The organism is Ruminococcus sp. HUN007 (genome assembly GCF_000712055.1).
Classification (GTDB): Bacteria; Bacillota; Clostridia; order Oscillospirales; family Ruminococcaceae; genus HUN007.
In genome coordinates, this window is sequence record NZ_JOOA01000002.1 from 2,730,279 (window position 1) to 2,756,514 (window position 26,236).

The 26,236-nt window shown below is 43.5% G+C and carries 23 protein-coding genes; 22 read left to right on the forward strand and 1 reads right to left on the reverse strand.

Annotated elements, in window-relative coordinates:
* Window positions 1–15 precede the first annotated feature (15 nt).
* The 10 genes from scfB (at window position 16) to tagD (ending at window position 10,886) form a co-directional block, all read left to right on the forward strand.
* Window positions 16–1,386 carry a thioether cross-link-forming SCIFF peptide maturase gene (gene scfB, locus CC97_RS15940; protein ID WP_044976170.1) on the forward strand — a complete coding sequence of 457 codons (1,371 nt, stop codon included), beginning with the start codon at window positions 16–18 and terminating at the stop codon, window positions 1,384–1,386.
* A 303-nt stretch (window positions 1,387–1,689) separates the two neighbouring features.
* Entirely contained in the window at window positions 1,690–2,604 is a 915-nt protein-coding gene (locus tag CC97_RS15945; protein ID WP_044976172.1) for a GDSL-type esterase/lipase family protein, read from the forward strand.
* A gap of 461 nt (window positions 2,605–3,065) precedes the next feature.
* Window positions 3,066–3,617 carry a GDSL-type esterase/lipase family protein gene (locus tag CC97_RS20640; RefSeq protein WP_044976174.1) on the forward strand — a complete coding sequence of 184 codons (552 nt, stop codon included), beginning with the start codon at window positions 3,066–3,068 and terminating at the stop codon, window positions 3,615–3,617.
* Window positions 3,618–3,627: 10 nt separating this feature from the next.
* Entirely contained in the window at window positions 3,628–4,092 is a 465-nt protein-coding gene (locus CC97_RS15955) for a DUF4358 domain-containing protein (protein WP_044976176.1), read from the forward strand.
* Window positions 4,093–4,303: 211 nt separating this feature from the next.
* On the forward strand, window positions 4,304–6,634 hold the full coding sequence (locus CC97_RS15960; RefSeq protein ID WP_044976178.1) for an anaerobic ribonucleoside triphosphate reductase: 2,331 nt from the start codon (window positions 4,304–4,306) through the stop codon (window positions 6,632–6,634).
* On the forward strand, window positions 6,627–7,142 hold the full coding sequence (nrdG, locus tag CC97_RS15965; RefSeq protein ID WP_044976180.1) for an anaerobic ribonucleoside-triphosphate reductase activating protein: 516 nt from the start codon (window positions 6,627–6,629) through the stop codon (window positions 7,140–7,142). Before CC97_RS15960 ends, nrdG begins: the two co-directional genes overlap by 8 nt.
* Window positions 7,143–7,172: 30 nt before the next feature.
* On the forward strand, window positions 7,173–7,484 hold the full coding sequence (locus CC97_RS15970) for a hypothetical protein (protein WP_044976183.1): 312 nt from the start codon (window positions 7,173–7,175) through the stop codon (window positions 7,482–7,484).
* Complete coding sequence (locus CC97_RS15975; protein WP_044976185.1) at window positions 7,435–8,796, forward strand: ABC transporter substrate-binding protein; 1,362 nt, start codon at window positions 7,435–7,437, stop codon at window positions 8,794–8,796. Before CC97_RS15970 ends, CC97_RS15975 begins: the two co-directional genes overlap by 50 nt.
* A 297-nt stretch (window positions 8,797–9,093) precedes the next feature.
* Window positions 9,094–10,284: a site-specific integrase gene (locus CC97_RS15980; RefSeq protein ID WP_081850162.1), complete on the forward strand. Its 1,191-nt coding sequence runs from the start codon at window positions 9,094–9,096 to the stop codon at window positions 10,282–10,284.
* Window positions 10,285–10,430: 146 nt separating this feature from the next.
* Window positions 10,431–10,886, forward strand: coding sequence for a glycerol-3-phosphate cytidylyltransferase (gene tagD / locus CC97_RS15985; protein WP_044977141.1), 456 nt, complete (start codon window positions 10,431–10,433; stop codon window positions 10,884–10,886).
* A 114-nt stretch (window positions 10,887–11,000) separates the two neighbouring features.
* Here tagD and CC97_RS15990 read toward each other — a convergent pair whose 3' ends face one another.
* Window positions 11,001–11,999, reverse strand: coding sequence for a hypothetical protein (locus tag CC97_RS15990; RefSeq protein WP_044976186.1), 999 nt, complete (start codon window positions 11,997–11,999; stop codon window positions 11,001–11,003).
* Between the two features lie 264 nt (window positions 12,000–12,263).
* On the opposite strand from CC97_RS15990, the gene glmS reads away from it, so the two are divergent.
* The 12 genes from glmS (at window position 12,264) to galE (ending at window position 26,196) form a co-directional block, all read left to right on the forward strand.
* Complete coding sequence (gene glmS / locus CC97_RS15995; RefSeq protein WP_044976188.1) at window positions 12,264–14,102, forward strand: glutamine--fructose-6-phosphate transaminase (isomerizing); 1,839 nt, start codon at window positions 12,264–12,266, stop codon at window positions 14,100–14,102.
* Window positions 14,103–14,120: 18 nt separating this feature from the next.
* Window positions 14,121–14,600 carry a VanZ family protein gene (locus tag CC97_RS19150; RefSeq protein WP_049962974.1) on the forward strand — a complete coding sequence of 160 codons (480 nt, stop codon included), beginning with the start codon at window positions 14,121–14,123 and terminating at the stop codon, window positions 14,598–14,600.
* A gap of 97 nt (window positions 14,601–14,697) precedes the next feature.
* Entirely contained in the window at window positions 14,698–16,203 is a 1,506-nt protein-coding gene (locus CC97_RS16005) for a nucleoside-diphosphate sugar epimerase/dehydratase (RefSeq protein WP_049962975.1), read from the forward strand.
* A 323-nt stretch (window positions 16,204–16,526) separates the two neighbouring features.
* Window positions 16,527–18,920 (forward strand): bifunctional diguanylate cyclase/phosphodiesterase, encoded by a 2,394-nt coding sequence (locus CC97_RS16010; protein ID WP_081850163.1) that lies wholly within the window; start codon window positions 16,527–16,529, stop codon window positions 18,918–18,920.
* A 111-nt stretch (window positions 18,921–19,031) separates the two neighbouring features.
* Window positions 19,032–20,318 carry a pitrilysin family protein gene (locus CC97_RS16015; protein WP_049962976.1) on the forward strand — a complete coding sequence of 429 codons (1,287 nt, stop codon included), beginning with the start codon at window positions 19,032–19,034 and terminating at the stop codon, window positions 20,316–20,318.
* Window positions 20,311–21,585, forward strand: a complete 1,275-nt coding sequence (locus CC97_RS16020; protein WP_044976194.1) for a pitrilysin family protein — start codon at window positions 20,311–20,313, stop codon at window positions 21,583–21,585. The genes CC97_RS16015 and CC97_RS16020 overlap by 8 nt, the downstream gene beginning before the upstream one ends.
* 16 nt (window positions 21,586–21,601) lie before the next feature.
* On the forward strand, window positions 21,602–21,802 hold the full coding sequence (locus CC97_RS19155; RefSeq protein WP_049962977.1) for a hypothetical protein: 201 nt from the start codon (window positions 21,602–21,604) through the stop codon (window positions 21,800–21,802).
* A gap of 43 nt (window positions 21,803–21,845) precedes the next feature.
* The gene (gene lgt, locus CC97_RS16025; RefSeq protein WP_242848223.1) at window positions 21,846–22,685 is read left to right on the forward strand and encodes a prolipoprotein diacylglyceryl transferase; all 840 of its coding nucleotides are present in this window, start codon (window positions 21,846–21,848) and stop codon (window positions 22,683–22,685) included.
* Window positions 22,686–22,726: 41 nt separating this feature from the next.
* Complete coding sequence (folD, locus tag CC97_RS16030) at window positions 22,727–23,581, forward strand: bifunctional methylenetetrahydrofolate dehydrogenase/methenyltetrahydrofolate cyclohydrolase FolD (protein ID WP_044976196.1); 855 nt, start codon at window positions 22,727–22,729, stop codon at window positions 23,579–23,581.
* 147 nt (window positions 23,582–23,728) lie between these two features.
* Window positions 23,729–24,010 carry a hypothetical protein gene (locus tag CC97_RS21120; RefSeq protein WP_242848183.1) on the forward strand — a complete coding sequence of 94 codons (282 nt, stop codon included), beginning with the start codon at window positions 23,729–23,731 and terminating at the stop codon, window positions 24,008–24,010.
* Between the two features lie 22 nt (window positions 24,011–24,032).
* Complete coding sequence (locus CC97_RS16035) at window positions 24,033–25,145, forward strand: diguanylate cyclase (protein WP_242848184.1); 1,113 nt, start codon at window positions 24,033–24,035, stop codon at window positions 25,143–25,145.
* A gap of 25 nt (window positions 25,146–25,170) precedes the next feature.
* Window positions 25,171–26,196, forward strand: a complete 1,026-nt coding sequence (gene galE, locus CC97_RS16040) for a UDP-glucose 4-epimerase GalE (protein ID WP_044976198.1) — start codon at window positions 25,171–25,173, stop codon at window positions 26,194–26,196.
* Window positions 26,197–26,236 lie beyond the last annotated feature (40 nt).

Sequence of the window (26,236 nt, forward strand, 5' to 3'; positions counted from 1 at the left end):
AGGGCAGAGGGGCTTATGATCCATAAATTCAAGGCGGCAGGATACAACATAGTAATTGACGTAAACAGCGGCAGCATTCATGTAATCGATGATCTTACATATGACATGCTTGAAAACATCGAACCTCCTTTTGATCCGGTCTGCCCGGAAGATGTTCTCGAAAAGCTTCAGAAATTTCATCAGAAGGAAGATATCTGGAGCTGTTACGATGAGGTGGTCGAGCTTTACAATGCCCATGAACTCTTTACCACGGAAGAGCCACCGTGTACAGGCTGCGCACCGGAGGTGCCGGCGGTAAGGGCCGTCTGCCTTAACATTTCGCATGACTGCAATCTCAGATGCAGATACTGCTTTGCCGGAAACGGACTTTTCGGCGGCGAAAGAGGACTTATGAAGTCTGAAACAGCGTTTAAGGCTGTTGATTTCCTTATAGAGCATTCAGGCAGTGTAAATGACCTTGAACTGTATTTCTTCGGCGGCGAGCCTCTTATGAATTTCAGCGTCCTTAAGGATACAGTTGAATATGCTCATAAAAAGGAAGCGGAAACAGGAAAGAAGTTCCGCTTCAGTATCACCACCAACGGTACTTTTCTTTCTGACGAAGTTATCGGATATATCAACCGTGAAATAGACAGTGTTGTACTTTCCGCCGACGGACGAAAGGACGTAAACGACAGACTGCGCTGCAGACCGAACGGCACCGGGATCTACGATGAAATAATGCCGCGATTCCACAGACTTGTTGACGGACGCGGCGGCACGAATTACTGTGTAAGAGGAACTTTCACGAAACTTAATACGGACTTTTCGGAAGATGTTTTCAGTCTGGCAGATGAAGGATTCACGAGCATGTCCATTGAGCCGGTGGCTCCGGGATCACCTGACTACTCACTTGCCGGTCTTGACATACCGATGGTCTTCAGGGAATACGACCATCTTACCGAAAGACTGATAGAATCGGAAAAGGCAGGAAAACACATCGACTTTTTCCCGTTCAGCGTGGATATAAGGCATTCCGGATGCGAGAGAAGCCGTGAAAAAGGCTGCGGCTGCGGATACGAATATGTTGCGGTCACACCGTCCGGAGACATTTATCCGTGCCATCAGTTCATCAGCGACGGTTCGTTCCGGATGGGAAATGTCCTCGACGGTACTTTCGACACAAAACTGCAGAACAGGTTTGCATCAACAGGAGTATCGACCATAAGCGCATGTCAGGAATGCTGGGCAAAATTTTACTGCGGCGGAGGCTGCAGAGCAAGTGCTCACCTTCTCACCGGCGAGATCGATAAGCCGCACAAGCTCACCTGCCAGCTCATAAAAAAGAGAATAGAATGTGCGATCGCCCTTATTACCGCAAGGGCTGACATAGACGGAATACTGTGATACTGCAGGCGAAGTTCAGTTAATGAGCTTCGCCTTGTTTATTAGTATAAAAAAGTTGAAAAATTTGTCTTATATTTTTTTCTCAAATTCATTTGCGGATATTGAAAAAACACGTGATGTATAGTATAATTGATATTAGCATGGTTTTTACGGGAAAAACATAATACAGGGAAACGATGACCTGTCTGCAGATCATCCGGGACACGGGGCGGGCCCCCGCACACTCTCATTCCCATGGAGAAACGGCGAAGCCGGATCTCCGGCATGAAGTTTCACAGAAATTAATCGGAAGGAAGTCAGACGATGCCTGAAAACAGACCAGTATCACTGAACATGACTGCTGTAAGAAAGAGAAAGAAAAAGTCCAATCCATTTAAATTATCACTGATTCTCATGTTCTATGTGGTAAGTATAATAGTAAGCTTTTTAATTTATGCAAATAATTTTGATATATCATCCAAGCCTTCAGCAACATACAACGGCGGAGCATCGAAGCAGGAACCGGTTGTGGTAACCGACTCCGAAGGTGCTTCAGTAACTGATGCTGACGGAAACACGCTCGTTGAGATGAGTGAAGTTGAAAACAGCGAAACAGAAGGAAACAACCCTGTTCCTGAGTCAGAGGCACAGCCGGAATCATATCTTGAAAACTGTATGTTTATCGGTGACTCTATCACAACAGGCCTTTCAGTTTACAAGCTTGTACCGTCAGACAACGTGTTTGCTGATGTCGGGCTTCGTATAGACAAGATAAACGAAACTCCGGTCAAGAATACAAGATTTGACGAACCGGTCAAGGTCATGACTGCAATCGAGGAACTGAAGCCGAAGAATATCTACATTCTTCTCGGAAGCAACGGTGTAGCATGGTATAACAATGACTCAATGATCGAGGCTTACGGCACATTCGTTGACGATATCAAGACAAAGCTTCCTGATTCATCTATCTATATCATTTCACTTACACCTGTAGGCACAATGAAGGAAAACATAGATACAGTTGAAAACGGAAAGGTTCTCAATTCAGAAATCGACCAGTTCAATGCAAGACTTCTTGAACTTGCAAACCAGAAAAACGTACATTACGTTGATGTAAACTCAGCACTTAAAGATTCGTCAGGAAAACTTCCTGATGATGTTACCAGGGACGGTATGCATTTCACACTTGATGTCTACAAAAAATTTGTAGAGTACATTCTTACTCATACTGCGAAATAAACCGAAAGGCGGTAAAGATCACGGACAGCAATAATATTGTAAAAATTACTGCTGCAGCTTTACTTGTTATATTTACCGGAAGCTATATTTCCACACTGGCCGGACTTGGATCTGAACAGGTCCTCGAAGAAATTCCTTCGGAAACTGTTGTCAGGGAAGCGGCTGTACTGGAAACTGAAGGCTCAGTTCCTTTCACCGGTGTACCGTTCTCCACAGTCACAGTCTCTGCAGTTACATCTGCAAAGCCGGAAACAGAACGTACCTCACCGGTTACTTCAGTATCGGAAACGGAAGAGACCGAAACTGAAGAAACGGAACTTTCCGAGACGGAAACTGAAGAAATTTCAGAAACAGAAGCGGAAACGGAACCGGAGATACCGGACGAAACAAAACCGGAAAAACCTGCAGGTCATTCCGGCGGTGACTATAACTATGGGGCGCCTGTTCCTGCATCAGGTCAGGTGAAAGGCAGCGATTATTATGATACATGTGCTTTTGTAGGGGATTCGCATACAAACGGACTGTGGGCATACGGATTTGTTGACAGCAGCAGGGTCTTTGCAAAGGATGGCCTTTCAATAAGCAACATCCAGCAGAGCATAAGCCCTTCATCCATTGCATCCGTTTCACCTGAAAATATCTACATCATGATGGGGACGAACGGCGTTGCGTGGCTTAAGTCTTCAGATATGATAAGCTCATATGAGGATTTTGTCGGACAGATAGTTTCGCAGATACCGGGAGTGAACATTTACATTCTTTCAATACCGCCGGTATCGTACGAACGTTCCACTACGACTGATGCGAAAAAGAATATCAGTATGGACAGGATAAGAGAATATAATTCAGATCTTCAGGACATGGCTGCAAGACATGAATGGTATTTTCTCGATACATTTTCAGCGATATGCGGATCCAGCGGCTATCTCGAAGGATCCACTGACGGTGTTCATATGAACAAGGATCTGTACGTGAAGTTTACCGACTACATCCTTAGCCATACAGTTGAATAGGGGGAGAGTTATGAAAAAATTAATTTCAGCGTTCACAGCCTGTGTGACAGCAGGAATACTTTTATGCTCATGTTCCGGAGGCAGTTCCGAAGCTGCGACAGAGGATCTTCTCAAGGCAGCACTTGACAACGGCACCGGATTTGATGAAATGGTCAGTGTTGAGGGTTCTGACATAAAATACACCTACGACATTGAGGAAAGCTGGTACGACGATTTTGCGGCATCCGTTGCCGGAAACATGGCCTATGCCGAGGAGGCAGTCTTTGTAAAGGCATCTTCCGATGAGAATGTCGAAAAGATCGAAAAGGCTCTTGAAAAGAGACTTCAGAGCAGAAAAGAGACTCTTAAAAGCTATGCTCCTGCGGAATTTGCCAAGCTGGAAAACAGCAGTGTCGAAACAAAGGGACGCTATGTGTATCTCGTTGTGTGCGAGGATTCAAAAAAGGCTCTCAAGGCCGCCGAAAAGGCGTTCTGAAAACTTTAAAACCGAATACTAAGGAAACGCTGATTTATGTATAAATCATTGTGGGGTTCCGGGGCGAAGCCTTGCAGATCCTGCTTCCGGAAATCCGGTGAATCCGTAATTCCGGTTTGATCAGTGTTTCCCTAAAGTAATACCAGACATGCTTTTACGCTGTTTGGTATTGTTTTTTAATAATGCAGGGGACTTAAGGAGGACGCTTAAGATGCTTACAAAGATCATAAAAAGAGACGGCCGAAAGGTTACTTTCAATATAGATAAAATGGCAAATGCAATATTCAGGGCAGCGCAGTCGGTAGGCGGTTCTGATTACCAGGAGGCTATGGATATCGCATGCAGGATCACGGAATCGATGGATGAAGGATTCCGGGGAACGATCCCGACTGTTGAACAGGTGCAGGACATAGTTGAAAAGACTCTTATCGAAGAGGGACATGCAAAGACGGCCAAGGCATACATTCTTTACCGCTATGAAAGAACGCGTGCGAGGGAAATGAAGTCAAGTCTTATGAAGGTTTTCAGGGACCTTACCTTCAAGTCGGCCAAGGACAGTGACATCAAGCGTGAAAATGCCAACATAGACGGCGACACTGCAATGGGTACGATGCTCAAGTACGGCTCTGTAAGCGCCAAGGAATTCTACGAGATGTATGTTCTCGAACGCGAACACGCCAAGGCACATGAAAAGGGATATATCCACATTCACGATCTTGACTTCCTTACGCTTACTACTACCTGCTGCCAGATAGACCTTATAAAGCTCTTTAAAAACGGCTTTTCAACAGGCCACGGCTTCTTAAGGGAGCCAAACGATATCGCCAGCTATTCAGCTCTTGCCTGCATTGCTATCCAGTCGAACCAGAACGATCAGCACGGCGGACAGAGCGTGCCGAATTTCGACTACGCAATGGCAGTGGGCGTAAGAAAAACATATAAGAACCGTTACGTTCAGAACGTGGCACGATGCCTCGAACTTTTCGGTATTTCAGACAATGCGGCAGAAACTGCAAAGAAGATCGCAGATGAGATAAAAGCGGACACAGGTCTTGTTCCTGTGCTTTCAGGAGATAACGGATATCAGAAGGCTGAATTCGAAAAGCTCACGATACTCACCGATGCTGAAAATGCAAGAAAGATCCAGGAGTTTTCATCTTCAGCAGCTTTCAGAGAAACAAACAGGGCGACTTACCAGGCAATGGAAGCTCTTATCCACAACCTCAACACCATGAACAGCCGTGCAGGTGCCCAGACACCGTTCAGTTCAATAAACTACGGTACTGACACATCTCCGGAAGAAAGAATGGTAATAAAGAACATACTCCTTGCAAATGAAGCAGGACTTGGAAATGGCGAAACACCGATCTTTCCGATACATATCTTCAAGATCAAGGAAGGCATAAACTACAACAAGGAAGATCCGAACTACGATCTTTTCAAGCTTGCATGCCGTGTATCGGCAAAGCGTCTGTTCCCGAACTTCTCGTTCATAGACGCTCCGTTCAATCTTCCTTACTACAAGGAAGGCGACTACAACACTGAAGTTGCCTACATGGGCTGCCGTACACGAGTAATAGGAAACGTGTACGACAAGTCAAGAGAGATAGTTACAGGACGAGGCAACCTAAGCTTTACTTCCATAAATCTTCCGCGTCTTGCCATCAAGTCGAAGGGCGATCTTACGAAGTTCTACGAGCTTCTTGACAAGTACATGGATCTTTCCATCGACCAGCTTATGGCCCGCTACAAGATACAGGCGCAGAAAACAGTAAAGAACTTCCCGTTCCTTATGGGACAGGGCGTGTGGATAGATTCCGAAAAGCTCAGGGAAAACGATACAGTGGGAGAAGTGCTGAAGCACGGAACTATGTCGGTCGGATTCATCGGACTTGCGGAAACTCTGGTTGCTCTTACAGGAAAGCATCACGGCGAAGACGAGAATTCAAGAAAACTCGGCCTTGAAATAATCACGAGAATGCGTAAGAGGCTTGATGAGGAATGTGAAAAGACCGGCCTTAACTTTACACTTCTTGCGACGCCGGCTGAAGGACTTTCAGGCCGTTTCGTAAAAATGGACGCAAAGAAATACGGCGTTATCAAGGGCGTAACTGACAGGGAATACTACACGAACTCATTCCATGTACCGGTTTACTACCACATCAGCGCCTTTGACAAGATAAGAATAGAAGCTCCGTACCATGCACTTACAAATGCAGGTCACATAAGCTACGTTGAGCTTGACGGCGACCCGCTTCAGAATCTTTCTGCCTTTGAAAAGGTTGTAAGATGCATGAAGGAATCAGGCATAGGCTACGGTTCAATAAACCATCCGGTAGACCGCGATCCTGTGTGCGGATATACGGGAATAATCGGTGATACCTGTCCGAAGTGCGGGCGCACCGAAGCTGAGCACATGCGTAATTTCGAGCGTATAAGAAGAATAACAGGCTACCTTGTGGGAACGGTGGACCGTTTCAACAACGCAAAGCAGGCCGAAGTACGTGACAGAGTAAAGCACGGCGTTGACGAAAATGAATGAGATAAGATATGCCGGTACCGCCAACGATTCGATAGTTGACGGTCCGGGACTTAGGTTCTGCATATTTACACAGGGCTGTCCGCACAGATGTCCGGGATGTCACAATCCGCAGACACATGATTTTAACGGCGGAAAGACCGCAGACCTGTCATTTTTCACTGAAAAGATAAGGAAAAACCCGCTGCTTGACGGTGTGACCTTCAGCGGGGGTGAACCCTTCTGTCAGGCGAAGGCTCTGGCAGCACTTGCGCGTGAGCTGAAGGATACAGACCTTAACATAGTTACCTATACAGGATATACATACGAGTATCTCACGGAAAATGCGGATGAAAGCAACGGATTCATGGAACTTCTTGAATGCACGGACATTCTTGTTGATGGTCCGTTCATACAGGAATTAAGAAGTATTGAACTTAAATTCCGGGGAAGCAGCAACCAGCGTATAATCGACTGCAGGAAAAGTCTTGAAACAGGCGCGGTTGCTGAGATCGATCCGGATACGCTGTAAAACTGCGGGCAAAGAAGGGAGCAAAATAATTTGAACATAATTCTGAAACTGAAAAAAAGCGCAGCACTTATTCTTGCTCTTTTGCTTGTGATCCCGCTTGCAGCCTGCGGCGACAGCGGCGAAGATGACGGAGCGGGCTATTCCTTCCGGTATACACTTTACGGAAACCCGAAAAACCTTGATCCTCAGCTCGCCGTGGACCGTTCTTCGCTCATGATAATCCGGAACATGTTTACCGGCCTTGTTACATTCGGCCAGAACGGGAAGCTTGAATACGGAGTTGCGAAGAGCTGTGAGGTTTCCGAGGACGGACTGCGGTACAGTTTTCACGTTAAGGGATGACTGCCACTGGAGAAGCGAGGCGGGTCCTGAAGGTGTTGTAACGGCTCATGACTTCGTTTATGCGTTCAAGAGGATATTCGATCCGGTCATGCAGTCTCCGTACAGGGAAAAATTCAGTTTTATACACAATGCACGTGCCATAATCAACGGTGAGATCGAATATACCGAGCTCGGTGTCTATGCGGTAAACAATACGGAACTGGTGTTCCATCTCGACAGACCGAATTCCGAATTCCTCTATCTGCTTACAACGGCTCCTGCGATGCCGTGCAACAAGCGCTTTTTCGAAGGAACAAAAGCGCGCTACGGTCTTGACGAGGAATCGGTCATCTCGAACGGCGCTTTCTATATGACACAGTGGTCCTACGATCCCTACGGCAGTGACAATCTGATCTATATGAAACGGAACTATGAAAACTCGGCATCGGACAGAGTGTATCCGTACATGCTGACCTTCCTTATCGACCGCGACAGCGATGCTCCTGCGGAAAACTACGACGCATCGCTTACCGACGTTTATGTTTCGCGGGCGGCGCAGAAAAAGTCATTCGTAACTGCTACCGATGTAAAAAGCTACGAAACCTCATCGCTGGGTATCATCTTCAATCCGGAGGTCCAGATAAACGGAGAGATCAAACAGGCACTTTCTCTCACCGTTGACAGAAAGGCTATCGAAAAGATCTGTCCGGATGACCTCAAGGTTGCCTACGGCATCGTTCCGGGAAGCATGTACGTGGCCGATGCAGTATACAGGGAACAGTATCCGGCAATATCCTTTGATTTTTACAAAGCTGAAATTACGGATGAGACAAAGGCGATGGCAAAGGATTTCTTTGACACCTATCCGGGCGAGGCGGAAATCCTTGTCCGCAACAAGGCTGATGCAGGCGTTGTAAACAAGATCATCGGCGACTGGCAGGACAAGCTCGGTGTCTACATTGAACTCCGTTACGCCGACGATGAAGAATACTACAGCCGCATGGAAAGCGACGATTACTTCATGGCGTTTGCTGAGATAGACAACTCCGACAAGTCGGTGTACTACTATCTGAAAAATGTTGTCGAAACACTTTATGAAAGCGATGAAAGACAGGACCTCAGGGATGGTCTTGACGAGGCACTGACCTATTCGACGTTTAATGACAGGTGCGATGTTTTCAGCAGGACGGAAAATGAAATAATGATGTCCGGCGACTACATCCCGCTTTTCTACAGAAAACTGTTCCTCACATACAGAAAGAACGCAAAGGATCTCAACTTCAATCCGTTCTCGGAACAGATCGATTTCAGAAAAGCGAAATATTATAAATAATAAAGAATTCGAATCCGGTACTTTTTAAGTGCCGGATTTTTTCGCGTAAAAAAGCCACACTGCGATGATGAACAGTGTGGCGTTAATTTTTTGTGAAAATATTTCAGTTTTCGTAAAATATCTTATTTTGCGAAAAATCACTGGCTGTGTTATTATAATTATCAGTATACATTCATTAATAGTATTAATTCTATCACATACCGCTCATAAAGTCAAGTTCAGAAATACCATGATATCAATAATATTCACTCGGTTTGGTGATTGTTAATTAAAATACAGCTATGGAGGCATAAAGCTTTGATACAGTTTAACATATATCTTCGCAAAGACGGAAGATGGGAAGGAAGAATTTATTATCCTTCTGAGGAAGGAACGAAGAAAAAGTATAAATCTTTTTACGGAAAGAGTTATGAAGAAGTTGTACTATTGATAACAAAACACAAATCAGATAATACTGTTACAGATGAAATATCAACAACTTTCAGCGAACTTTACTCAGAATGGATTGAAAACAGCAGACGACGGATAAAGGAATCGACTGCTGCAAATTATCAGATGAAGGCTGACAAGCACATTCTACCTGTGTTTGGCGGCCTTTATATTCATGAGATCACTTCTGAAATGATCTATGATTTTATATCTGATAAACAGGAAAACAAACTTTCAAACCGCTATATATCAGATATTATGACCCTTATGAAGGCAGTGATGCGTTACGGTGAAGTTCATTATCACTTAAATAATCCGACGAGAGATATTGTAATGCCTAAAAAACACAAAGCCGAGATTGACAGGCTATCTTCTTCAGAAGAAGCAAGGCTTGAAAATTACATTGCAAACAATCATTCACTTGCTACGCTTGCTGTAGCTCTTGCAATGCTTACAGGATTAAGAATCGGTGAACTGTGCGCTTTGCAATGGAAAGATGTTGATCTTAAAAAACGGATAATTACCGTCAGCAAAACGATACAACGTATACAATGCAGAAACGGAAACAGGAAAACTAAACTTATTATTACTGATCCGAAGAGTCGTTCTTCATTTCGCACAATTCCAGTTCCGGAAACACTTATATCATTCCTCCGCAAGTTTCAGACTAATGCGGAGGATTTTGTTTTGTCAGGAAGCAGAAAACCCGTTGAACCACGTACAATGCAGAACCGTTTTCAAACTATACTGAAAAACGAAAACCTGCCGTCAGTCCACTTTCACGCCTTACGTCACGGTTTTGCAAGCAAATGTATTTCTCTTGGTTTTGATATGAAATCGTTAAGCGAACTCCTTGGACACAGCAGCGTGAAAATCACTATGGATAACAATTATAAATGTCTTGTTTCTTATCTGAAACGAACAGGAAGTAAAGATATTCCTACTAAATTAAAAGAAGGAAACATCGCCCTTGGCTTGGCCGGTGGTATCGCCTTCAGAGAGAACTTTACAGTCGTGGAGAACTGCGCGAAGACAGAGCGGAACGGTTACTTTCATTAGGCATGAATAAAATCATAAATAAAGGTCTTGATCCGAGAGTCGGAGCCGAAGAACTTATGTCACGTGATAAAAAATCAGAATCAATAAAAGACGATTTACATATAAATTATGAATACTCTTTGCTGCAGAGCAAGAAAGGAACAAGTATGAAAAGAGTTATTACTTACGGTACATATGATTTACTCCATTATGGACATATCAATCTGTTAAGGAGAGCAAAAGCATTAGGTGATTATCTTATAGTAGTTCTTTCTTCCGATGAATTTAACTGGAATGAAAAACATAAGAAAACATATTTTACTTATGAGCAGAGAAAACAGCTTCTCGAATCTATTCGTTATGTAGATTTGGTTATTCCGGAGAATAACTGGCAGCAGAAGAGAAGTGACGTTCATGAATATCATGTTGATACATTTGTAATGGGCGATGACTGGAAAGGAAAATTTGATTTTCTGAAAGAAGAAGGTGTAGAAGTCGTTTATCTTCCACGTACTCCTGAAATCAGTAGCAGCCAGATGAAGAGAGATCTTCACGATACTGATGAAGTAACTGAGGAAAGTAAAACTTCTCATGATGATTTGAATACTGATCCAGGAAAATAAAGTTTATTTCTATACATAATTTGGAGTAAAAGAATAAAGAAATAAAAAAAGCGACCGTAAGGATTTTTATTTCCTTACAGTCGCCCGTTAGCATATTCAGTTCAATTATCCGAATCAGTGAGAAGTCAGCGCCTCACTTGCTTTCTTAAACTCATCAACCGACATATTAGCTATTGATGCAGCATCGCTAAGTTTAAGTTTGCCGCTGTTTACATGATTTAAAAGTGATAAAAGATACTTATTTTCGGTTTCTTTTCTTCCTTTTTCTTCAGCCTCATCATAATCGTTAAAGATATCGAGATCTAAAATTGGACCTAACATAACGTCATCAACTCCTTTTCTTACATTGTCATAATTCTGAGCAAGCTGATCTGAAACGGCTTTTGTGCATTTCCCGATGGCTTTTAGGTGCATTGGATCAAGATCACCTTGATTCACAAGAGCACACAGTTCTTTTTCAAGATATCTCAGATCATTAAGAATGACTTTAAGCTTTTCAGGATCATCATTGCATTCTTGAAACTGTTTCTCGTAGTTGAACAGATAAAACGGTATAAGCATAAATAGCTTCTTCTGTATTATTTCTTCAGCTGTATAGTTTTTCATTTTGATGACATTAACGTTTCTAATGGCCTCAGTGCCTTCTGAAACTTCAATTATCATCTTCATTTCATCAGGAATGGTTGAAATGTTCCTCAGATAAAGCACTGCAGTATTCGGGTACTTTACTCTGATTGTGTTGTCTTCAGTAACGCTGTTACGCAGAGCAAGCTGAGTGTCATATTCATAAAGACGGATCAGCATGTTAGTGCTGTACGGTTTGCTTTCACATTCCAGATGATAATTCTTGTTATTACCCGCGAAAACAGTGAAATTAGTATCTGTTATTCGCTCTTTGTACTTGTTGCTCTTTGCGTCAGAGCTTTTGTTTTTTTCTTCCGATTCCTTTTTTACGCTTTCTTCAGGCATTTCAATCATCTGTTCATTCTGATCAAAGACGATTTTTTCGTCGCCAGTGTAGTGTTCACTGAAGGTTTCATTAAGAAGCGGAAGAACAAGAGAACTGCATTTGTAGACCAGCGTTCTAAACGTTGTATCATAAACGTCTGCCATTGTTTAGTTCCTTTCTTTTAGTATAGCATATCCGGATTAGCTATACAATGGTTTAAATTTACCATGGCATATATATATGATAACATATAAAAATGGCCATGTCTATGGGTTCGCCCTAAGAGGTAGCCGAAATGCCCTAAGAGGTAATTTTTCTCCTAAAGTTTGGAAAGCACCGGTTAAATACCGTTACATATATAAATATATTACGTCTAAAAACTACAGAAAATATTGGAAATAATTTTAGATTTAAAGGAGTGCATGAACATGTGCGGAATAGTTGGATTTACAGGTAACACACAGGCAGCTCCGATCCTTCTGGACGGACTTTCAAAGCTTGAATATCGTGGTTACGACTCGGCTGGTATAGCTGTTCGTAACGGTGAAAACAAAGTAGAAGTCATCAAGGAAAAAGGCAAGCTCAAAGTTCTTATCGACAAGACCAACAGCGGTAAGGCTGTAAAGGGTACGTGCGGTATCGGTCACACTCGCTGGGCTACTCATGGTGAACCGTCGGCAGTAAACGCTCACCCGCACAGTTCGGAAGACGGGAATGTAGTTGCAGTTCACAACGGTATTATCGAAAACTTCGCGGAACAGCGTGAGAAGCTTATCAAAAAAGGCTATACTTTCGTTTCACAGACAGACACTGAAGTAGCTGTCAAGCTTATTGATTACTATTACAAGAAATACAATCTCGGACCTGTTGACTCTATCGCCAGAGCAATGGTACGTATCCGCGGATCGTATGCGCTTTGCGTAATGTTTAAGGATTTTCTGGGTGAGATCTACTGTGCGCGTAAGGACAGTCCTATGATCATCGGTATCACAAACGGTGAATCTTATGTTGCTTCTGACGTTCCGGCAATTCTTAAGTACACACGTAACGTTTACTACATCGGCAACATGGAGATCGCTAAGCTCGAAAAGGGTAATGTTACATTCTTCAATATTGACGGAGAAACAATAGAAAAGCCTCTTACCGAGATCAAGTGGGATGCGGAATCTGCTGAAAAGGGCGGATTTGAGCATTTTATGCTTAAGGAGATCCACGAACAGCCTAAGGTTATCCGTGATACTATCAATTCTGTTGTAAAGGACGGGGTTGTTTATTTCGATTCTGTAAATCTTACGGACAAGGAAATGAAGAAGATCGACCAAATCTATATAGTAGCCTGCGGATCGGCTTATCATGTCGGTGTTGATCTTCAGTATGTAATTGAATCGCTTACTTCACTTCAGGTTCGTGTGGAACTTGCTTCCGAGTTCCGTTACAGAGATATGAGGATCAATAAAAACAGCCTTGTTATTGTTATCTCACAGTCAGGTGAGACTGCTGATACACTGGCTGCACTCAGAATGGCAAAGGACAGCGGAGTTAAGACTCTTGGTATTGTAAACGTAGTTGGCTCATCTATCGCCAGAGAAGCAGACAACGTATTCTACACACTTGCAGGTCCTGAGATCTCAGTTGCCACAACCAAGGCATACTCAACACAGCTCGTTGCCGGATATCTGCTTGCTCTTCAGTTTGCAAAGGCAAGAGGAGAAATAACTGATGAACGCTATGCTGAACTTATTGCTGAGATCAACTCCATACCTGAAAAGGTGGAAAAGATACTTGAAAACAAGGAACGCCTTCAGTGGTATTCAAACAAGCTCATCAATCTTTCAGACTCCTTCTTCATCGGCCGTGGCATTGACTATGCCATCGGCATGGAAGGAAGTCTTAAGCTTAAGGAGATAAGCTACATCCACTCCGAGGCATATGCAGCAGGTGAACTGAAGCACGGTCCTATCAGCCTTATTGAAGACGGAACAGTAGTTATAGCTGTTGTCACACAGACAAATCTTGTGGAAAAGACCATCAGCAACATGGTGGAAGTAAAGAGCCGCGGTGCAAAGGTCATGGCAGTTACAACTGCAGGCAACTACTTCCTTGAAGACACTGCTGAATTTGTATGCTACGTTCCGCAGATAGAACCGTTGTTTGCAGGAAGTTTATCGGTTATTCCGCTTCAGCTTATCAGTTATTATGTTTCTATCGGCAAGGGATTTGACGTTGACAAGCCGAGAAATCTGGCTAAGTCGGTTACAGTTGAATAAGCCGGTAAGTAACAGGGAATGCAGCAGGAGATTACACATCTTTTCTATATAATGGATTCTAAAAAAAATCACTTTGACAAACGCAGAATAATAATATTTACGTTATTCGTTATATACATCTTCTGTGTTTTCTATATAACATTATTAAACCGCGAACCTACGTACCGCCGGCGTGTACTTACGCCGCTGTGGGAATATCACAAGCTTCTGCATGAAGACAGTCATTACTGGTTTCAGCAGATCACATGTAACATCATCATGCTTGTTCCGTTCGGTGTATTTACCGGATACAGATTTAAGAAGATGACGATCATACAGGGCGCAGTCCTGGGCGGGGCGTTTTCTTTGCTTATTGAGATCACGCAGTATTTTACCAGAAGGGGACTGCTTGAATTTGATGATGTGCTTAACAACACGTTCGGTGCAGTTATCGGGTTTGTGTTTACTAAGCTTATCATTGCTTACAGGGAGCATAAACAGGCTTGTAAGTATTATTAGGATGATAAACATAAGTCATCCGCAAAAATATTTATATCGGAAATTAGTTTTGATTATATTCAGTAATCAGATAATAATATAAAAAGGTGTGAAAAAAATGGGAAAATGTATTGAACATTCAAAACGAACAATGATCATCGGCGGCGGTGTTGCCGGACAGATGCTGATGACGGAGATCAAGAATGCGCAGCATTCCGAGTATGAGGATGACAAGCTGGCGGCGCAGTTTGATCCGGTCTGCATCATTGACAACGATCCTGAAAAGATCGGTACGGAGATAATGGGGGTAAGGATAGTCGGTCCTTCGTCCGACATTCCGCACTTTGCGAAGAAATTCAGGGTGGAACAGATCATTCTTGCCATTCCTTCACTTACTGAGGAACGACGCAAGCTGATCATTGACCTCTGTAACGAGACAAAGCTTCCGTTAAAGATCATACCATTCATCGGTAGTCTTCTACTTGATGACAATGCAAGTCTTCTCGGACAGGTTCGTGACATTAAAGTTGAAGAACTTCTTGGACGAGATCCCGTTACGTTTAACAACCATAATATTAAAGCCTTTGTTCACGATAAAGTATGCATGGTAACTGGCGGTGGCGGTTCTATCGGCTCTGAACTTGTTCGCCAGATTTCTAAGTACAAGCCTAAGCAGGTTGTAATCGTTGATATTTATGAAAACAATGCCTACGAAATTCAGCAGGAACTTCTCATGGAATACGGTGATGATCTCAATCTTGTAACACTTATTGCATCTGTCCGTGACTACTACCGCATGAACCAGATCTTTAAGACGTACAAGCCGGATGTTGTGTTTCACGCGGCTGCACACAAGCATGTACCGCTTATGGAAGACTCACCGATGGAGGCTATCAAGAACAACGTTATCGGTACGTTCAACGTTGCTACACTTGCGCAGTATCATAATGTAAAGAAGTTCGTTATGATCTCGACAGACAAGGCGGTAAACCCGACAAATGCGATGGGTGCGTCAAAGCGCTGCTGCGAGATGATTGTTCAGTTCCTCGCTCAGCAGAACGAAGGATGTACAGAATTCGTTGCAACACGTTTCGGTAACGTACTCGGTTCAAACGGATCGGTTATCCCGATATTCAAGAAGCAGATAGAGCAGGGCAAGCCGGTTACTGTAACTCATCCTGACATCATCCGGTACTTCATGACTATTCCGGAGGCGGTAAGCCTGGTAATGGAAGCCGCAGCGATGGCCAAGGGCGGCGAGATATTCGTTCTCGACATGGGCAAGCCGGTAAAGATCGTGACCCTTGCGGAAAACCTTATCCGTATGTACGGCAAGGAGCCGTATATTGATATTCCGATACGTTTTACAGGTCTTCGTCCTGGTGAGAAAATTAAGGAAGAACTTCTCATGATGGAAGAAGGGTTACAGAAGACTTCTAACAAGCTTATCTACATAGGCAAGCAGATTGAAATTGATGAGGAAACATTTGCATCTGACCTAAGAGAACTTCGTGATGCTGCTAAGAAGAACAATGAAAAGATTGCTCTTGAGGCACTACATAAGATGGTTCCGACGTTTACAACACCGGAAGCGTTCAATAGTAAAGTGCTAATGAACGTATAAATTGAAATGCTATTTGAAATTATCTACCTATTATACTCATATTAACATGATATCTGTGAGGAAACGCTGATTTATTCATAAATCAGCGTGGGGCTCCGGGGCGAAGCCCCGCAAATCCCACCTCCGGAAATCCGGCGAAGCCGGATTTCCGATATAATCAGTGTTTCCCTTAAGTAAAAAGATACAAACGGACTGTGGCAGACGTAAAATATTTTTTCGTTTATCACAGTCCGTTTTGCTTGTATTTGATTCTGTGTTATGATATAATTGTAAAGGAATTATCCGGTTTTACGGATGATCATCTTTTTAACAGAGGTGAGAAAATGGCATCGGGAAAAAAATATCAGAAATTAAGCACAAAGTTTGCTTTGTCCTGTGTTTTGCCGGCCTCGCTGCTTCTGATCGCAGTATGCTGTGTAAGTCTTATGATCACAAGCAGAAATCTTTTGCAGTCCATGAGAAAATCAATGGAAATGCAGGCTACATCCCGTTCCGACGCTCTTGTTGATAGCCTCGATAAGGCTCTGTCCAATGCAGGCTTTCAGTCGAAGGTATACAACATTCAGCGTAACCTGAAAAACGAAGAATATGAAGGCGTCAGGGAAGTGCTTTCCCGTATTTCCAGAAGCTCGTCCTGCTTTAACAATGTTTCTGTGTATGATTTTTCATCCGCAGATGCATGTAATGTTTATACGGAAAAATCAAACAGTTCAATAAAATACACACCTGAATGGTATGATGAAGAACAGTTCAGTCAGTCAGAAGGTTATTTTGTAACTCAGGATATAACCCATAACGCAGACCGTACTCTTATGTACTATGTATATCCTTTCAAATCGCCGGATTCTGATAAAAACGACCGCTGTTTTCTTGCCAGCGTCAGCAACGATGTTGCCCTGAGAATGCTGGAACTTTCAAACGGCGTGGACGAAAGCCGCTGGATGATAGTTTCAGACAAAGGAAAAATTCTTTACCATTCAATGGAATATAAAAAAGAAGTCTTCGATATGATCGAAGAAAAGACGCAGAATGAAAGCGAACTTTCATCAATACATGAATTCAACGGCAGACTAATGCTGATCGTTGACAAAAAGATACCGGAAATCGACAGCATCAGGGTAATTTATGTTGTACCGGTCGAAAGAGCGCTGAAGGATATTACTGTAAGCCTTATTATAACCATCGGCCTTACGATCATCAGTATATGCATTCTTGCATTCTTTATTTCATACATGACAAAGCAGATGGTCGATGAGATAAAGGCTATCAGACAGAGTCTGAGCGGTATTCATGAAAAGAAGTTTGTCGGAGTTATCAAGTCTGAAAACCGTGATGAAATGGGTGATCTTGTTGATGATTTCAATAAAGTTATCAATCTTCTCACTTATCAGGCGGAGCACGATGAAAACACAGGTTTTTACAATTCCAGAGCCTTTGCTGAAAAAGCCCGAAGGATCATTTCAGAAAATAAGGGCAGCAGCCGCTATGCGGTTATCAGATCGGACATTGACAATTTCAGCTTTATAAACGACATTTTTGACTGGTCAGTAGGAAACAGTATACTCAGGAAGATCGCAGCTATAATAAAGGATGTATTTAAGGATGCACCGCTTCACGGATACCTCGGCAACGATATTTTTGTTGTGCTTTACAGGTACGATGAAGAGGACAACATGTACACCGATATAAAAAAAGCTGCCGACAGGATCAGAAAGTGTGATAACAGGATACAGCTCGTACCGCATTTCGGTATTGCTGATGAGCTTGAACCTGAAACGGAAATAAGCGTTGCATGCGATTATGCAGGCGTTGCGCTCAAAACCATCAAGGGAAATATGCTCCGCGAATTCATTACCTACAACAACGATTTCAAGAATATGCACAATATGCAGAAATACGTTGAAAGCAATAAGCAGTCAGCCCTTGACAACGGTGACTTCTACATTCAGTTCCAGCCTAAATGCGACATTGTAACAGGTCGTGTTGTCGGAGCTGAAGCTCTTGTCAGATGGAAGAGAAGCGATACAGGTGAGATCATTCCGCCTGTTGAGTTCATACCTATTTTCGAAAAGAACGGATTTGTCATCACCCTTGACCGTTATGTCTGGGAGGAAACCTGCAAGGTTATAAAGCACTGGCAGGATATGGACTATCATGAGCTTCCGGTTTCAGTAAATGTGTCACGTGTTCATATAAACAATCCGCATTTTGTTGCTGAGCTTTATGCACTCGTAAGAAAATACGGAATAAAACCTGAACTTCTTGAGATCGAAATAACAGAGAGTGCTCTTCTTGAAAAAGGAGACGCAGAGCTCGAAAGCGTTATGGATGATCTTAAAACAAGAGGATTCAGACTTCTCATGGACGATTTTGCGTCCGGCTATTCATCACTTATTTCGCTTCAGAAGCTGCCTTTCGATGTTATTAAGATAGACAAGGCTCTGATAGACGATGTTGATGATCAGGAAAACAGAAAGTTCGTGGCAGGTGCTGTTTCCTTCATCCTTGATCTCGGAAAGGAAATAGTAGTTGAAGGCGTTGAAAATGAAGTACAGCGAAAGATACTTGCTGAAGCGGGATGCAGCATCATTCAGGGCTTCTGCTTCTCAAAACCGCTTGACATAGCAGATTTTGAAAAGATAGCATTTGCCGAAGATACGAACAGAAAAAATACGGATCCTTATGAAGATGATGATCCGCTTAATGAAGCATATTAAATTGTCCGGTACTGAAAAGTACCGGATTTTTTATTTGTTTTTTGTATGGAAATCGAATGGGATTTGTGATATAATATAAAATGACGTATTTTTATTTAAAGGATGGTGTACATGGGACTGAAACTCGATCGGGAGATCATTGCCGACGGTGTCGGATTTACAGAAATAACTGATCCTAAACTCAGGACAAGCGTACTGAAGATCAAATTTGTTACGGAACTTTCAGGTGAGACTGCGCAGCTCAATTCTATCGTTTCACAGCTTATTCCGTCTTCGAACAGCCGCATAAAGACTTATTCCGAAATGTCAGACAGACTCGATGCACTTTACGGTTCATCGCTTTACAGCGATACCAGCAAGAACGGTGACTGCCAGACGATCACCGTATCGGCTGACTGCATCGACAACCGTTTTGCTTTTGATTCAGAGGATATTCTCGGTGAACTTCTTGACATAATAAATGACTGTATTTTTTCGCCCAATACAGATGAAAACGGATTTGACAAAACTGAATTTGAACTTAAAAGAAGAGAACTTATTGAAAGTATCTATTCCGATATAAACAATAAAAGATGGTATGCAATGCTCAGGGCTCAGAGGCATATTTTTAAGGGTGAGCCCGGTGAGTATTCCGTATACGGTACGGTAGAAAATGCGGAGAAAATAACTCCGCGTCAGGCATATGACGCATATCTGTGGCTTTTAAAGACAGCAGTTATCGAAATATACTTCGTTTCACCGGTTACCGATCATTCGGCTAAGGAACGTTTCAGAAAGATGTTTTCCGGCATGGAACGTGAAGTCCAGAATGTTCGTTTCCGTTCGGTAAGTCCTCTCAAGGCTGAAGTGTGCCGCGTTACGGAAAAGGTAAAAATGAAGCAGACAAAAGTCATAATGGCTTTCAAGTCAGCGACTGACAGCAAATATGCTGCGACTGTAATGGCCAGACTTTTTGGCGGAACGCCTTTCTCAAAACTGTTTTCAAACGTCAGGGAGAAAATGAGCCTTTGTTATTACTGTGCCGCTTCCTATGTTTTCAGCAAGGGAACGATGTTCGTTGAAAGCGGTGTTGAAACGGAGAATACGGAAAAACTCATTTCCGAAGTTCAGAATCAGCTTGACAGCATAAAGAACGGCGGCTTTACTGATGAGGAATTTGAAAACACTGTACGTTATCTCATCAATCTTGTGAACGGTGTGGAAGATTCACCGGGATCGGTCGTTACATGGTATTTTTCCGGACGCTGCTCTTCTGATGAGGTATCACCTGAAGAATATATCAGACGTCTTGAAAAGCTTACACGTGAAGACATTATCGCGGCTGCACGTTCATTCAGTCTTGACACGGTATATGTAATGGAAGCTGATGCAGATTCAGAGGAGGATGACGATGAATAAGGAGATCATCACCAGCAGTATAACAGGTGATTCCTATACAAGAATAAAGCATAAGAGCGGTCTCGATATACTTGTATGGGAAATGCCGGGATATTCATCAGCCGAGGCACTTTTCGGAACAAAATACGGTTCCATCAATACACGTTTCAGAACCCTTAATGACACCGGCTACACAACGGTTCCGGAAGGTATCGCACATTTTCTTGAGCACAAGCTTTTTGAAAATGAAGACTGCGACGCTTTCGCCCAGTATGCAAAAACCGGTGCATCGGCCAATGCCTACACTTCATTTGACAAGACCTGCTATCTTTTCAGCTGCACGAAGAATTTCAACGAGTCGCTGAAGATTCTTTTAAGTTTTGTGCAGAATCCGTATTTTACTGAAGAAACAGTGGAAAAGGAACAGGGGATAATCGCACAGGAGATCAGAATGTGCAACGACAATCCCGGAAACCGCTGCTTTTACAATATGCTGAAATGCCTTTATCATGAACATCCGGTAAAGATAGATATAGCAGGTACGGTCGACAGCATAAAGCAGATAAATGCAGATCTCCTTTACAAGTGCTACAACACGTTCTATAACCTTAACAACATGGTGCTCGTTGCAGCAGGAAACGTAAATACAGATGAGATCCTTGCAATTGCCGATGAAAAGCTTCGTATGTGCGAGGACATAAAGCTCGAAACAGTATTCCCTGATGAACCGGATACTGTTGTTCAGAAGAAAATTACTGAAAAAATGTCAGTCGGACTGCCGGTCTTCAACATTGGTTTCAAGTCGGCGCCGGGAAGCGGCTATGAAGTTGTGAAGAATGAAATAGTGCTGTTTACGGCATTAAGCGTTATTTCAAACGCTGCTTCGGATTTCTACAGAAAGATGATGGCAGACGGGCTTATCAATTCATCATTCTCAAATGAAGTATTTTCAGGTGACGGTTACTTTTCCGCAATAGCCGGCGGTGAGTCGAAGGATCCTGATGAAGTGTATGAGCGCCTTATGAACGAGATAGCGCGTGTGAAGAGGGAAGGAATTGACCGCAGCCTTTTTGAAAGTATAAGAAAATATACCTACGGTTCAGTTATCAAGGAACTTGAAAGTCCTGAACAGGCTGCATCGCTTCTCATAAACAGTTATTTCTCCGGAACCAGCGCGTTTGACGGAATGAGGGCTATCTCGGAGATGACATATGATGATGTTATGAATGCAATAAACGAAAGACTTGATCCTGAAAAAGCTGTTCTTTCAGTGATCGAACCGCAGTAAACCGGAGGGATATACAATGGATCTTACAACACTTGGCCTTGAACCGGATCAGATCTCGTTTCCCGGACTCGGGATCGACCGGCTGAATATAAGCAGTACGGCATTTACCCTGTTCGGGGTGAATATAGCCTGGTATGGTATTATAATTGCATGCGGAATGATGCTTGCTATAGTTTTCGGACTCTCGCAGGTGAAAAAAATTCGGTATAAGTCCTGACCGTGCCACCGATGTCATTCTTGCAGGAATAATCGGCGGAATAATCGGCGCCAGAGCTTACTACGTACTCATGAACCTTGACTATTATTCAAAGGACTGGAAATCAGTCTTCATGACCCGAAACGGCGGACTTGCCATCTACGGCGGAATAATCGGTGCGCTTCTTGCAGGTCTTGTCGCATGCAGAATAAGAAAAGTAAAGGTTCTTCCGATGTTTGACGTTGCAGCAATGGGCTTCTTCATCGGTCAGTCCATCGGCAGATGGGGAAATTTCTTTAACCATGAAGCTTTCGGCAGCAACACCGATCTTCCGTGGGGAATGACAAGCGGAAGAATACAGTCGTGGATAACAGAAAACGCCGGAACTTCAAAAATTCTCGAAGGGCTGACACCTGAAAGAGCAGTTCATCCGTGCTTCCTCTACGAATCCATCTGGTGCCTTCTCGGCTTCATAATACTTTTTCTCGTTTCACGAAAAAGAAAATATGACGGTCAGATCCTTCTTCTCTACATCTTTTGGTATGGCCTCGGAAGAACCTTCATAGAAGGCCTCAGAACCGATAGCCTTATGCTCGGTAACATCCGAATCTCACAGGCACTTGCATGTATCTCATCCATAGCCGCCCTCATTCTCCTCTTTGCAGTCGGTTCAAAAGTAAAAAGAATGGGCGGCGACTACGTCTTCTACAAAGACACCGAAGAATCCAGAGCACTCCTGGCAGCTGACGCTGCAGCCAAAACCACAGGTGCAGCCGAAGAGGCGAAGGGCCATAGGGCGACCGAAGGAAGTGCAGAGCTCGATCGCAAAGCCCCTGTAGAAGGATCTGAGGACACAGAAGAAAATACAGAGGCTGCTGAAGAAGTAGAGAAAGAATCTGACTAACAATAATAATTGAAATATAACTTAAAAGGAGAATTATAAAAATGGCAAAAATAATAAGCGGAAAAGAAGTATCTGCAAAAGTAAAAAACGAAGTTAAGGAAAAAACACTTGAACTGAAAAACAAAGGCATTGAAGTAGGCCTTGCAGTAGTTATCGTAGGCGATGATCCTGCATCAAGAGTATATGTAAACAACAAGAAGAAAGCCTGCGAGGAAGTCGGCTTTACTTCATACGAATACGCTCTTCCGGCAGAAACAACAGAAGCAGAGCTCCTCGCCCTCGTTGACAAACTCAATAAGGACGACAAGGTAAACGGCATACTCGTTCAGCTCCCTGTTCCGAAACACATCAACGAAACAGCTGTTATCAACGCTATTTCACCGGACAAGGACGTTGACGCTTTCCACCCTGTAAACGTAGGAAAGATCATGATCGGCGACTACGCATTCCTTCCGTGTACACCGGCAGGCGTAATGGAACTCATCGACAGCACAGGCGTTGAGATCGCCGGCAAGTCATGCGTAGTGATCGGCAGAAGCAATATCGTAGGCAAGCCTATGTCAATGCTCCTTCTCCACAGAAGCGGCACAGTTACCATCTGTCACTCAAAGACAAAGAACCTTAAGGAGATCTGCGCAAATGCTGACATCCTTGTTGCAGCAGTCGGAAGACCGAACTTCGTTACAGGCGACATGGTTAAGGAAGGCGCAGTAGTTATCGACGTTGGCATCAACCGCCTTGAAAACGGCAAGCTCTGCGGAGATGTAAACTATGAAGAAGCAGAAAAGAAAGCAGCATTTATCACACCTGTACCGGGCGGCGTAGGACCAATGACTATAGCAATGCTCATGAAGAATACTCTTACAGCTGCAATGATAAAGAATAATTTAATGTAAGGAAAACACTGATCTGTTCATAAATCACCGGGGACCGGGGTGAAGCCCGCAAATTCCCTTCTCCGTAAATCCGGCGAAGCAGGATTTACGGTTTGATCAGTGATAAACAGATTACTATTTTATGAGAGAATTAAAGGGGGTATCATTATGGACTTTCAGGCACTTGCAGACAGCTTCTACGCAGCTGCCAGTATAGTCTCTGTAGAAAAACTTGAAAACGGAAACTACGGAAAAATCTGTATCATAGCAGGCAACAGACCGTATCTTGATACGATAGAACATCCTATGCCGGGTGTTGAGATGAAAACGACAAAATTTATTCCCGGCAGTGAGTACACTACCTACATGCCGCCGGATCTGAACTTTGAAAATTCGTGTTATGCTGCTGCGGTAAGTAAAAAAAAGCATTCATGCCTATGCACATCCTGAACGTTACAACGTCTGGTTCAATATGTCGTTCATCCCGCTTATGTATGAAGACGGCAACATCTGTTACTGCATCTATACAGTCGAGATAGATCTTAAGCCGGATGCAAGAAGAATGTCAACCATTTCTTCAGACACAGCATCTTCTGTACTTGAAACCTGTATAAGACTCAGAAGCCACGGGGATTTCCGTGAAACTATGAATGCGGTCTGTGAGGATATCCGTGATCTCTGCGGTTCCGATCACTGCTGTATCATCAGCCTCGATACATCGAAGAGAAAATGTTCCGTTCTCTGTGAGGCTCATTCCGTTAAGCTTGAACACGGAACTATCGGCGATATGATAGATGACTCGTTTTTCGATATGGCATATTCGTGGCTCGACACGATCGCAGGCAGCAACTGCATTCTGGTCAGAAACGAACATGATATGGAAACGCTGAAAGAACGAAATCCTGAATGGTATCATTCAATGAAATCAAACGGAACAAGAAACATCGTTCTTTTTCCGCTGACTTTCAATGAAGAACTTCTCGGCTACATCTGGGCAGTGAATTTCAGAGAGGATGACGCCGGCAAGATCAAGGAAACTCTTGAACTTACAACATTCATACTTGCTTCGGAAATCTACAGCTACAGAATGATGGACGAACTGAATATTCTCAGCGCGACTGACATGCTTACAGGAGTAAACAACAGAAATGCAATGAACAATTACGTTTCCGGGCTGGTTGAAACTACTGATGATGCAGTAAAGGGAAAAACGGTTTCAGTTGTTTTGGCTGACTTAAACGGCTTAAAGCGTGCCAATGACAATGAGGGGCATGCCGCCGGCGATCTGCTCTTAAAGAAGGCTGCGCTTGTTCTTCAGAAATTTTTTACCGGCAGTAATATATACCGTGCCGGCGGAGATGAGTTCGTTGTGATTTCAGAAAACATATCAGAAGCTGAATTGACGGACAGACTCGGCAAACTCCGCGCAGCTACATCTCAGCCTGACGATGAAGTGTGCTTTGCAGTCGGAAGCAGTATCGGCAAAGCCGGCGATATACGCAGACTTATGCAGGAAGCGGATGCGTGTATGTATTCAGACAAGATACATTTCTACGAGCTTCATCCGGAGCTTAAAAGAAACTGATAATAAAAACGGAGGATCAATACTAATGTCAACAATACTTTTAGCAGGCGGTGCCGGTTATATCGGCTCCCACACTGCAGTGGAACTTTTAAACGCAGGATACGACGTTATCGTAGTCGATAACTACGCAAACAGCTGTCCGGAATCAATTAAGCGTGTTGAATCAATTACCGGAAAGTCAGTAAAGCTTTACGAGGCTGATGTAAGCGACAATGCAGCTATGGAAAAGATCTTTGCGGAAAACAAGATCGATGCTGTTATCCATTTCGCCGGACTCAAGGCAGTAGGCGAATCAGTTGCAATGCCGGTCGCATACTACAGAAACAACATCGACACAACACTTACTCTTCTTGAAACAATGAGTAAGTTTGATGTAAAGAACATCATTTTCAGCTCATCTGCAACAGTATACGGCGAAGCAAACAAGGTTCCGTACCTCGAAACAATGCCTCGCGGTGCCTGCACAAATCCGTACGGCTGGACAAAGTCAATGATGGAACAGATATTCGAAGACGCTGCAAAGGCTGATGAAAAGCTTTCAGTTGTTCTCTTAAGATACTTCAACCCGATCGGCGCTCACGAATCAGGAAGAATAGGTGAAGATCCGTCAGGAATACCGAACAACCTCATGCCGTATGTTACTCAGACAGCAGTAGGCAAGCGCGAATGCCTCACTATTTTCGGAAACGACTATCCGACAAAGGACGGCACATGCACACGTGACTACATCCACGTTGTCGATCTTGCAAAGGGACATGTCAAGGCTATCGACTACATCCTCGCCAACGATAAAGTATGCGAGATCTTCAACCTCGGTACAGGTACTCCGTACAGCGTAACCGAGATCGTCGAAACATTCGAACGTGTAAACAACATCAAGGTAAACCATATCTACGGCGCAAGAAGACCGGGCGACCTCGCTGAATGCTACGCAAACGCAGACAAGGCTCTTAAGGTCCTCGGCTGGAAGACAGAAAAGACACTCGAAGACATGTGCCGCGACTCATGGAACTGGCAGAAAAACAATCCGGAGGGTTACGGTAAGAAGTAATAAAACAACACCGCAGAGAAAATGAATTCTCTGCGGTGTT

What these genes read in the sequence shown, in the direction of transcription:
- scfB (WP_044976170.1), top strand. Translation starts at nt 16, where the DNA reads ATGATCCATAAATTCAAGGCGGCAGGATACAACATAGTAATTGACGTA.
- CC97_RS15945 (WP_044976172.1), top strand. Translation starts at nt 1,690, where the DNA reads ATGCCTGAAAACAGACCAGTATCACTGAACATGACTGCTGTAAGAAAG.
- CC97_RS15955 (WP_044976176.1), top strand. Translation starts at nt 3,628, where the DNA reads ATGAAAAAATTAATTTCAGCGTTCACAGCCTGTGTGACAGCAGGAATA.
- CC97_RS15960 (WP_044976178.1), top strand. Translation starts at nt 4,304, where the DNA reads ATGCTTACAAAGATCATAAAAAGAGACGGCCGAAAGGTTACTTTCAAT.
- nrdG (WP_044976180.1), top strand. Translation starts at nt 6,627, where the DNA reads ATGAATGAGATAAGATATGCCGGTACCGCCAACGATTCGATAGTTGAC.
- tagD (WP_044977141.1), top strand. Translation starts at nt 10,431, where the DNA reads ATGAAAAGAGTTATTACTTACGGTACATATGATTTACTCCATTATGGA.
- CC97_RS15990 (WP_044976186.1), bottom strand. Translation starts at nt 11,999, where the DNA reads ATGGCAGACGTTTATGATACAACGTTTAGAACGCTGGTCTACAAATGC.
- glmS (WP_044976188.1), top strand. Translation starts at nt 12,264, where the DNA reads ATGTGCGGAATAGTTGGATTTACAGGTAACACACAGGCAGCTCCGATC.
- CC97_RS19150 (WP_049962974.1), top strand. Translation starts at nt 14,121, where the DNA reads ATGCAGCAGGAGATTACACATCTTTTCTATATAATGGATTCTAAAAAA.
- CC97_RS16005 (WP_049962975.1), top strand. Translation starts at nt 14,698, where the DNA reads ATGGGAAAATGTATTGAACATTCAAAACGAACAATGATCATCGGCGGC.
- CC97_RS16010 (WP_081850163.1), top strand. Translation starts at nt 16,527, where the DNA reads ATGGCATCGGGAAAAAAATATCAGAAATTAAGCACAAAGTTTGCTTTG.
- CC97_RS16015 (WP_049962976.1), top strand. Translation starts at nt 19,032, where the DNA reads ATGGGACTGAAACTCGATCGGGAGATCATTGCCGACGGTGTCGGATTT.
- CC97_RS16020 (WP_044976194.1), top strand. Translation starts at nt 20,311, where the DNA reads ATGAATAAGGAGATCATCACCAGCAGTATAACAGGTGATTCCTATACA.
- CC97_RS19155 (WP_049962977.1), top strand. Translation starts at nt 21,602, where the DNA reads ATGGATCTTACAACACTTGGCCTTGAACCGGATCAGATCTCGTTTCCC.
- folD (WP_044976196.1), top strand. Translation starts at nt 22,727, where the DNA reads ATGGCAAAAATAATAAGCGGAAAAGAAGTATCTGCAAAAGTAAAAAAC.
- CC97_RS21120 (WP_242848183.1), top strand. Translation starts at nt 23,729, where the DNA reads ATGGACTTTCAGGCACTTGCAGACAGCTTCTACGCAGCTGCCAGTATA.
- CC97_RS16035 (WP_242848184.1), top strand. Translation starts at nt 24,033, where the DNA reads ATGTCGTTCATCCCGCTTATGTATGAAGACGGCAACATCTGTTACTGC.
- galE (WP_044976198.1), top strand. Translation starts at nt 25,171, where the DNA reads ATGTCAACAATACTTTTAGCAGGCGGTGCCGGTTATATCGGCTCCCAC.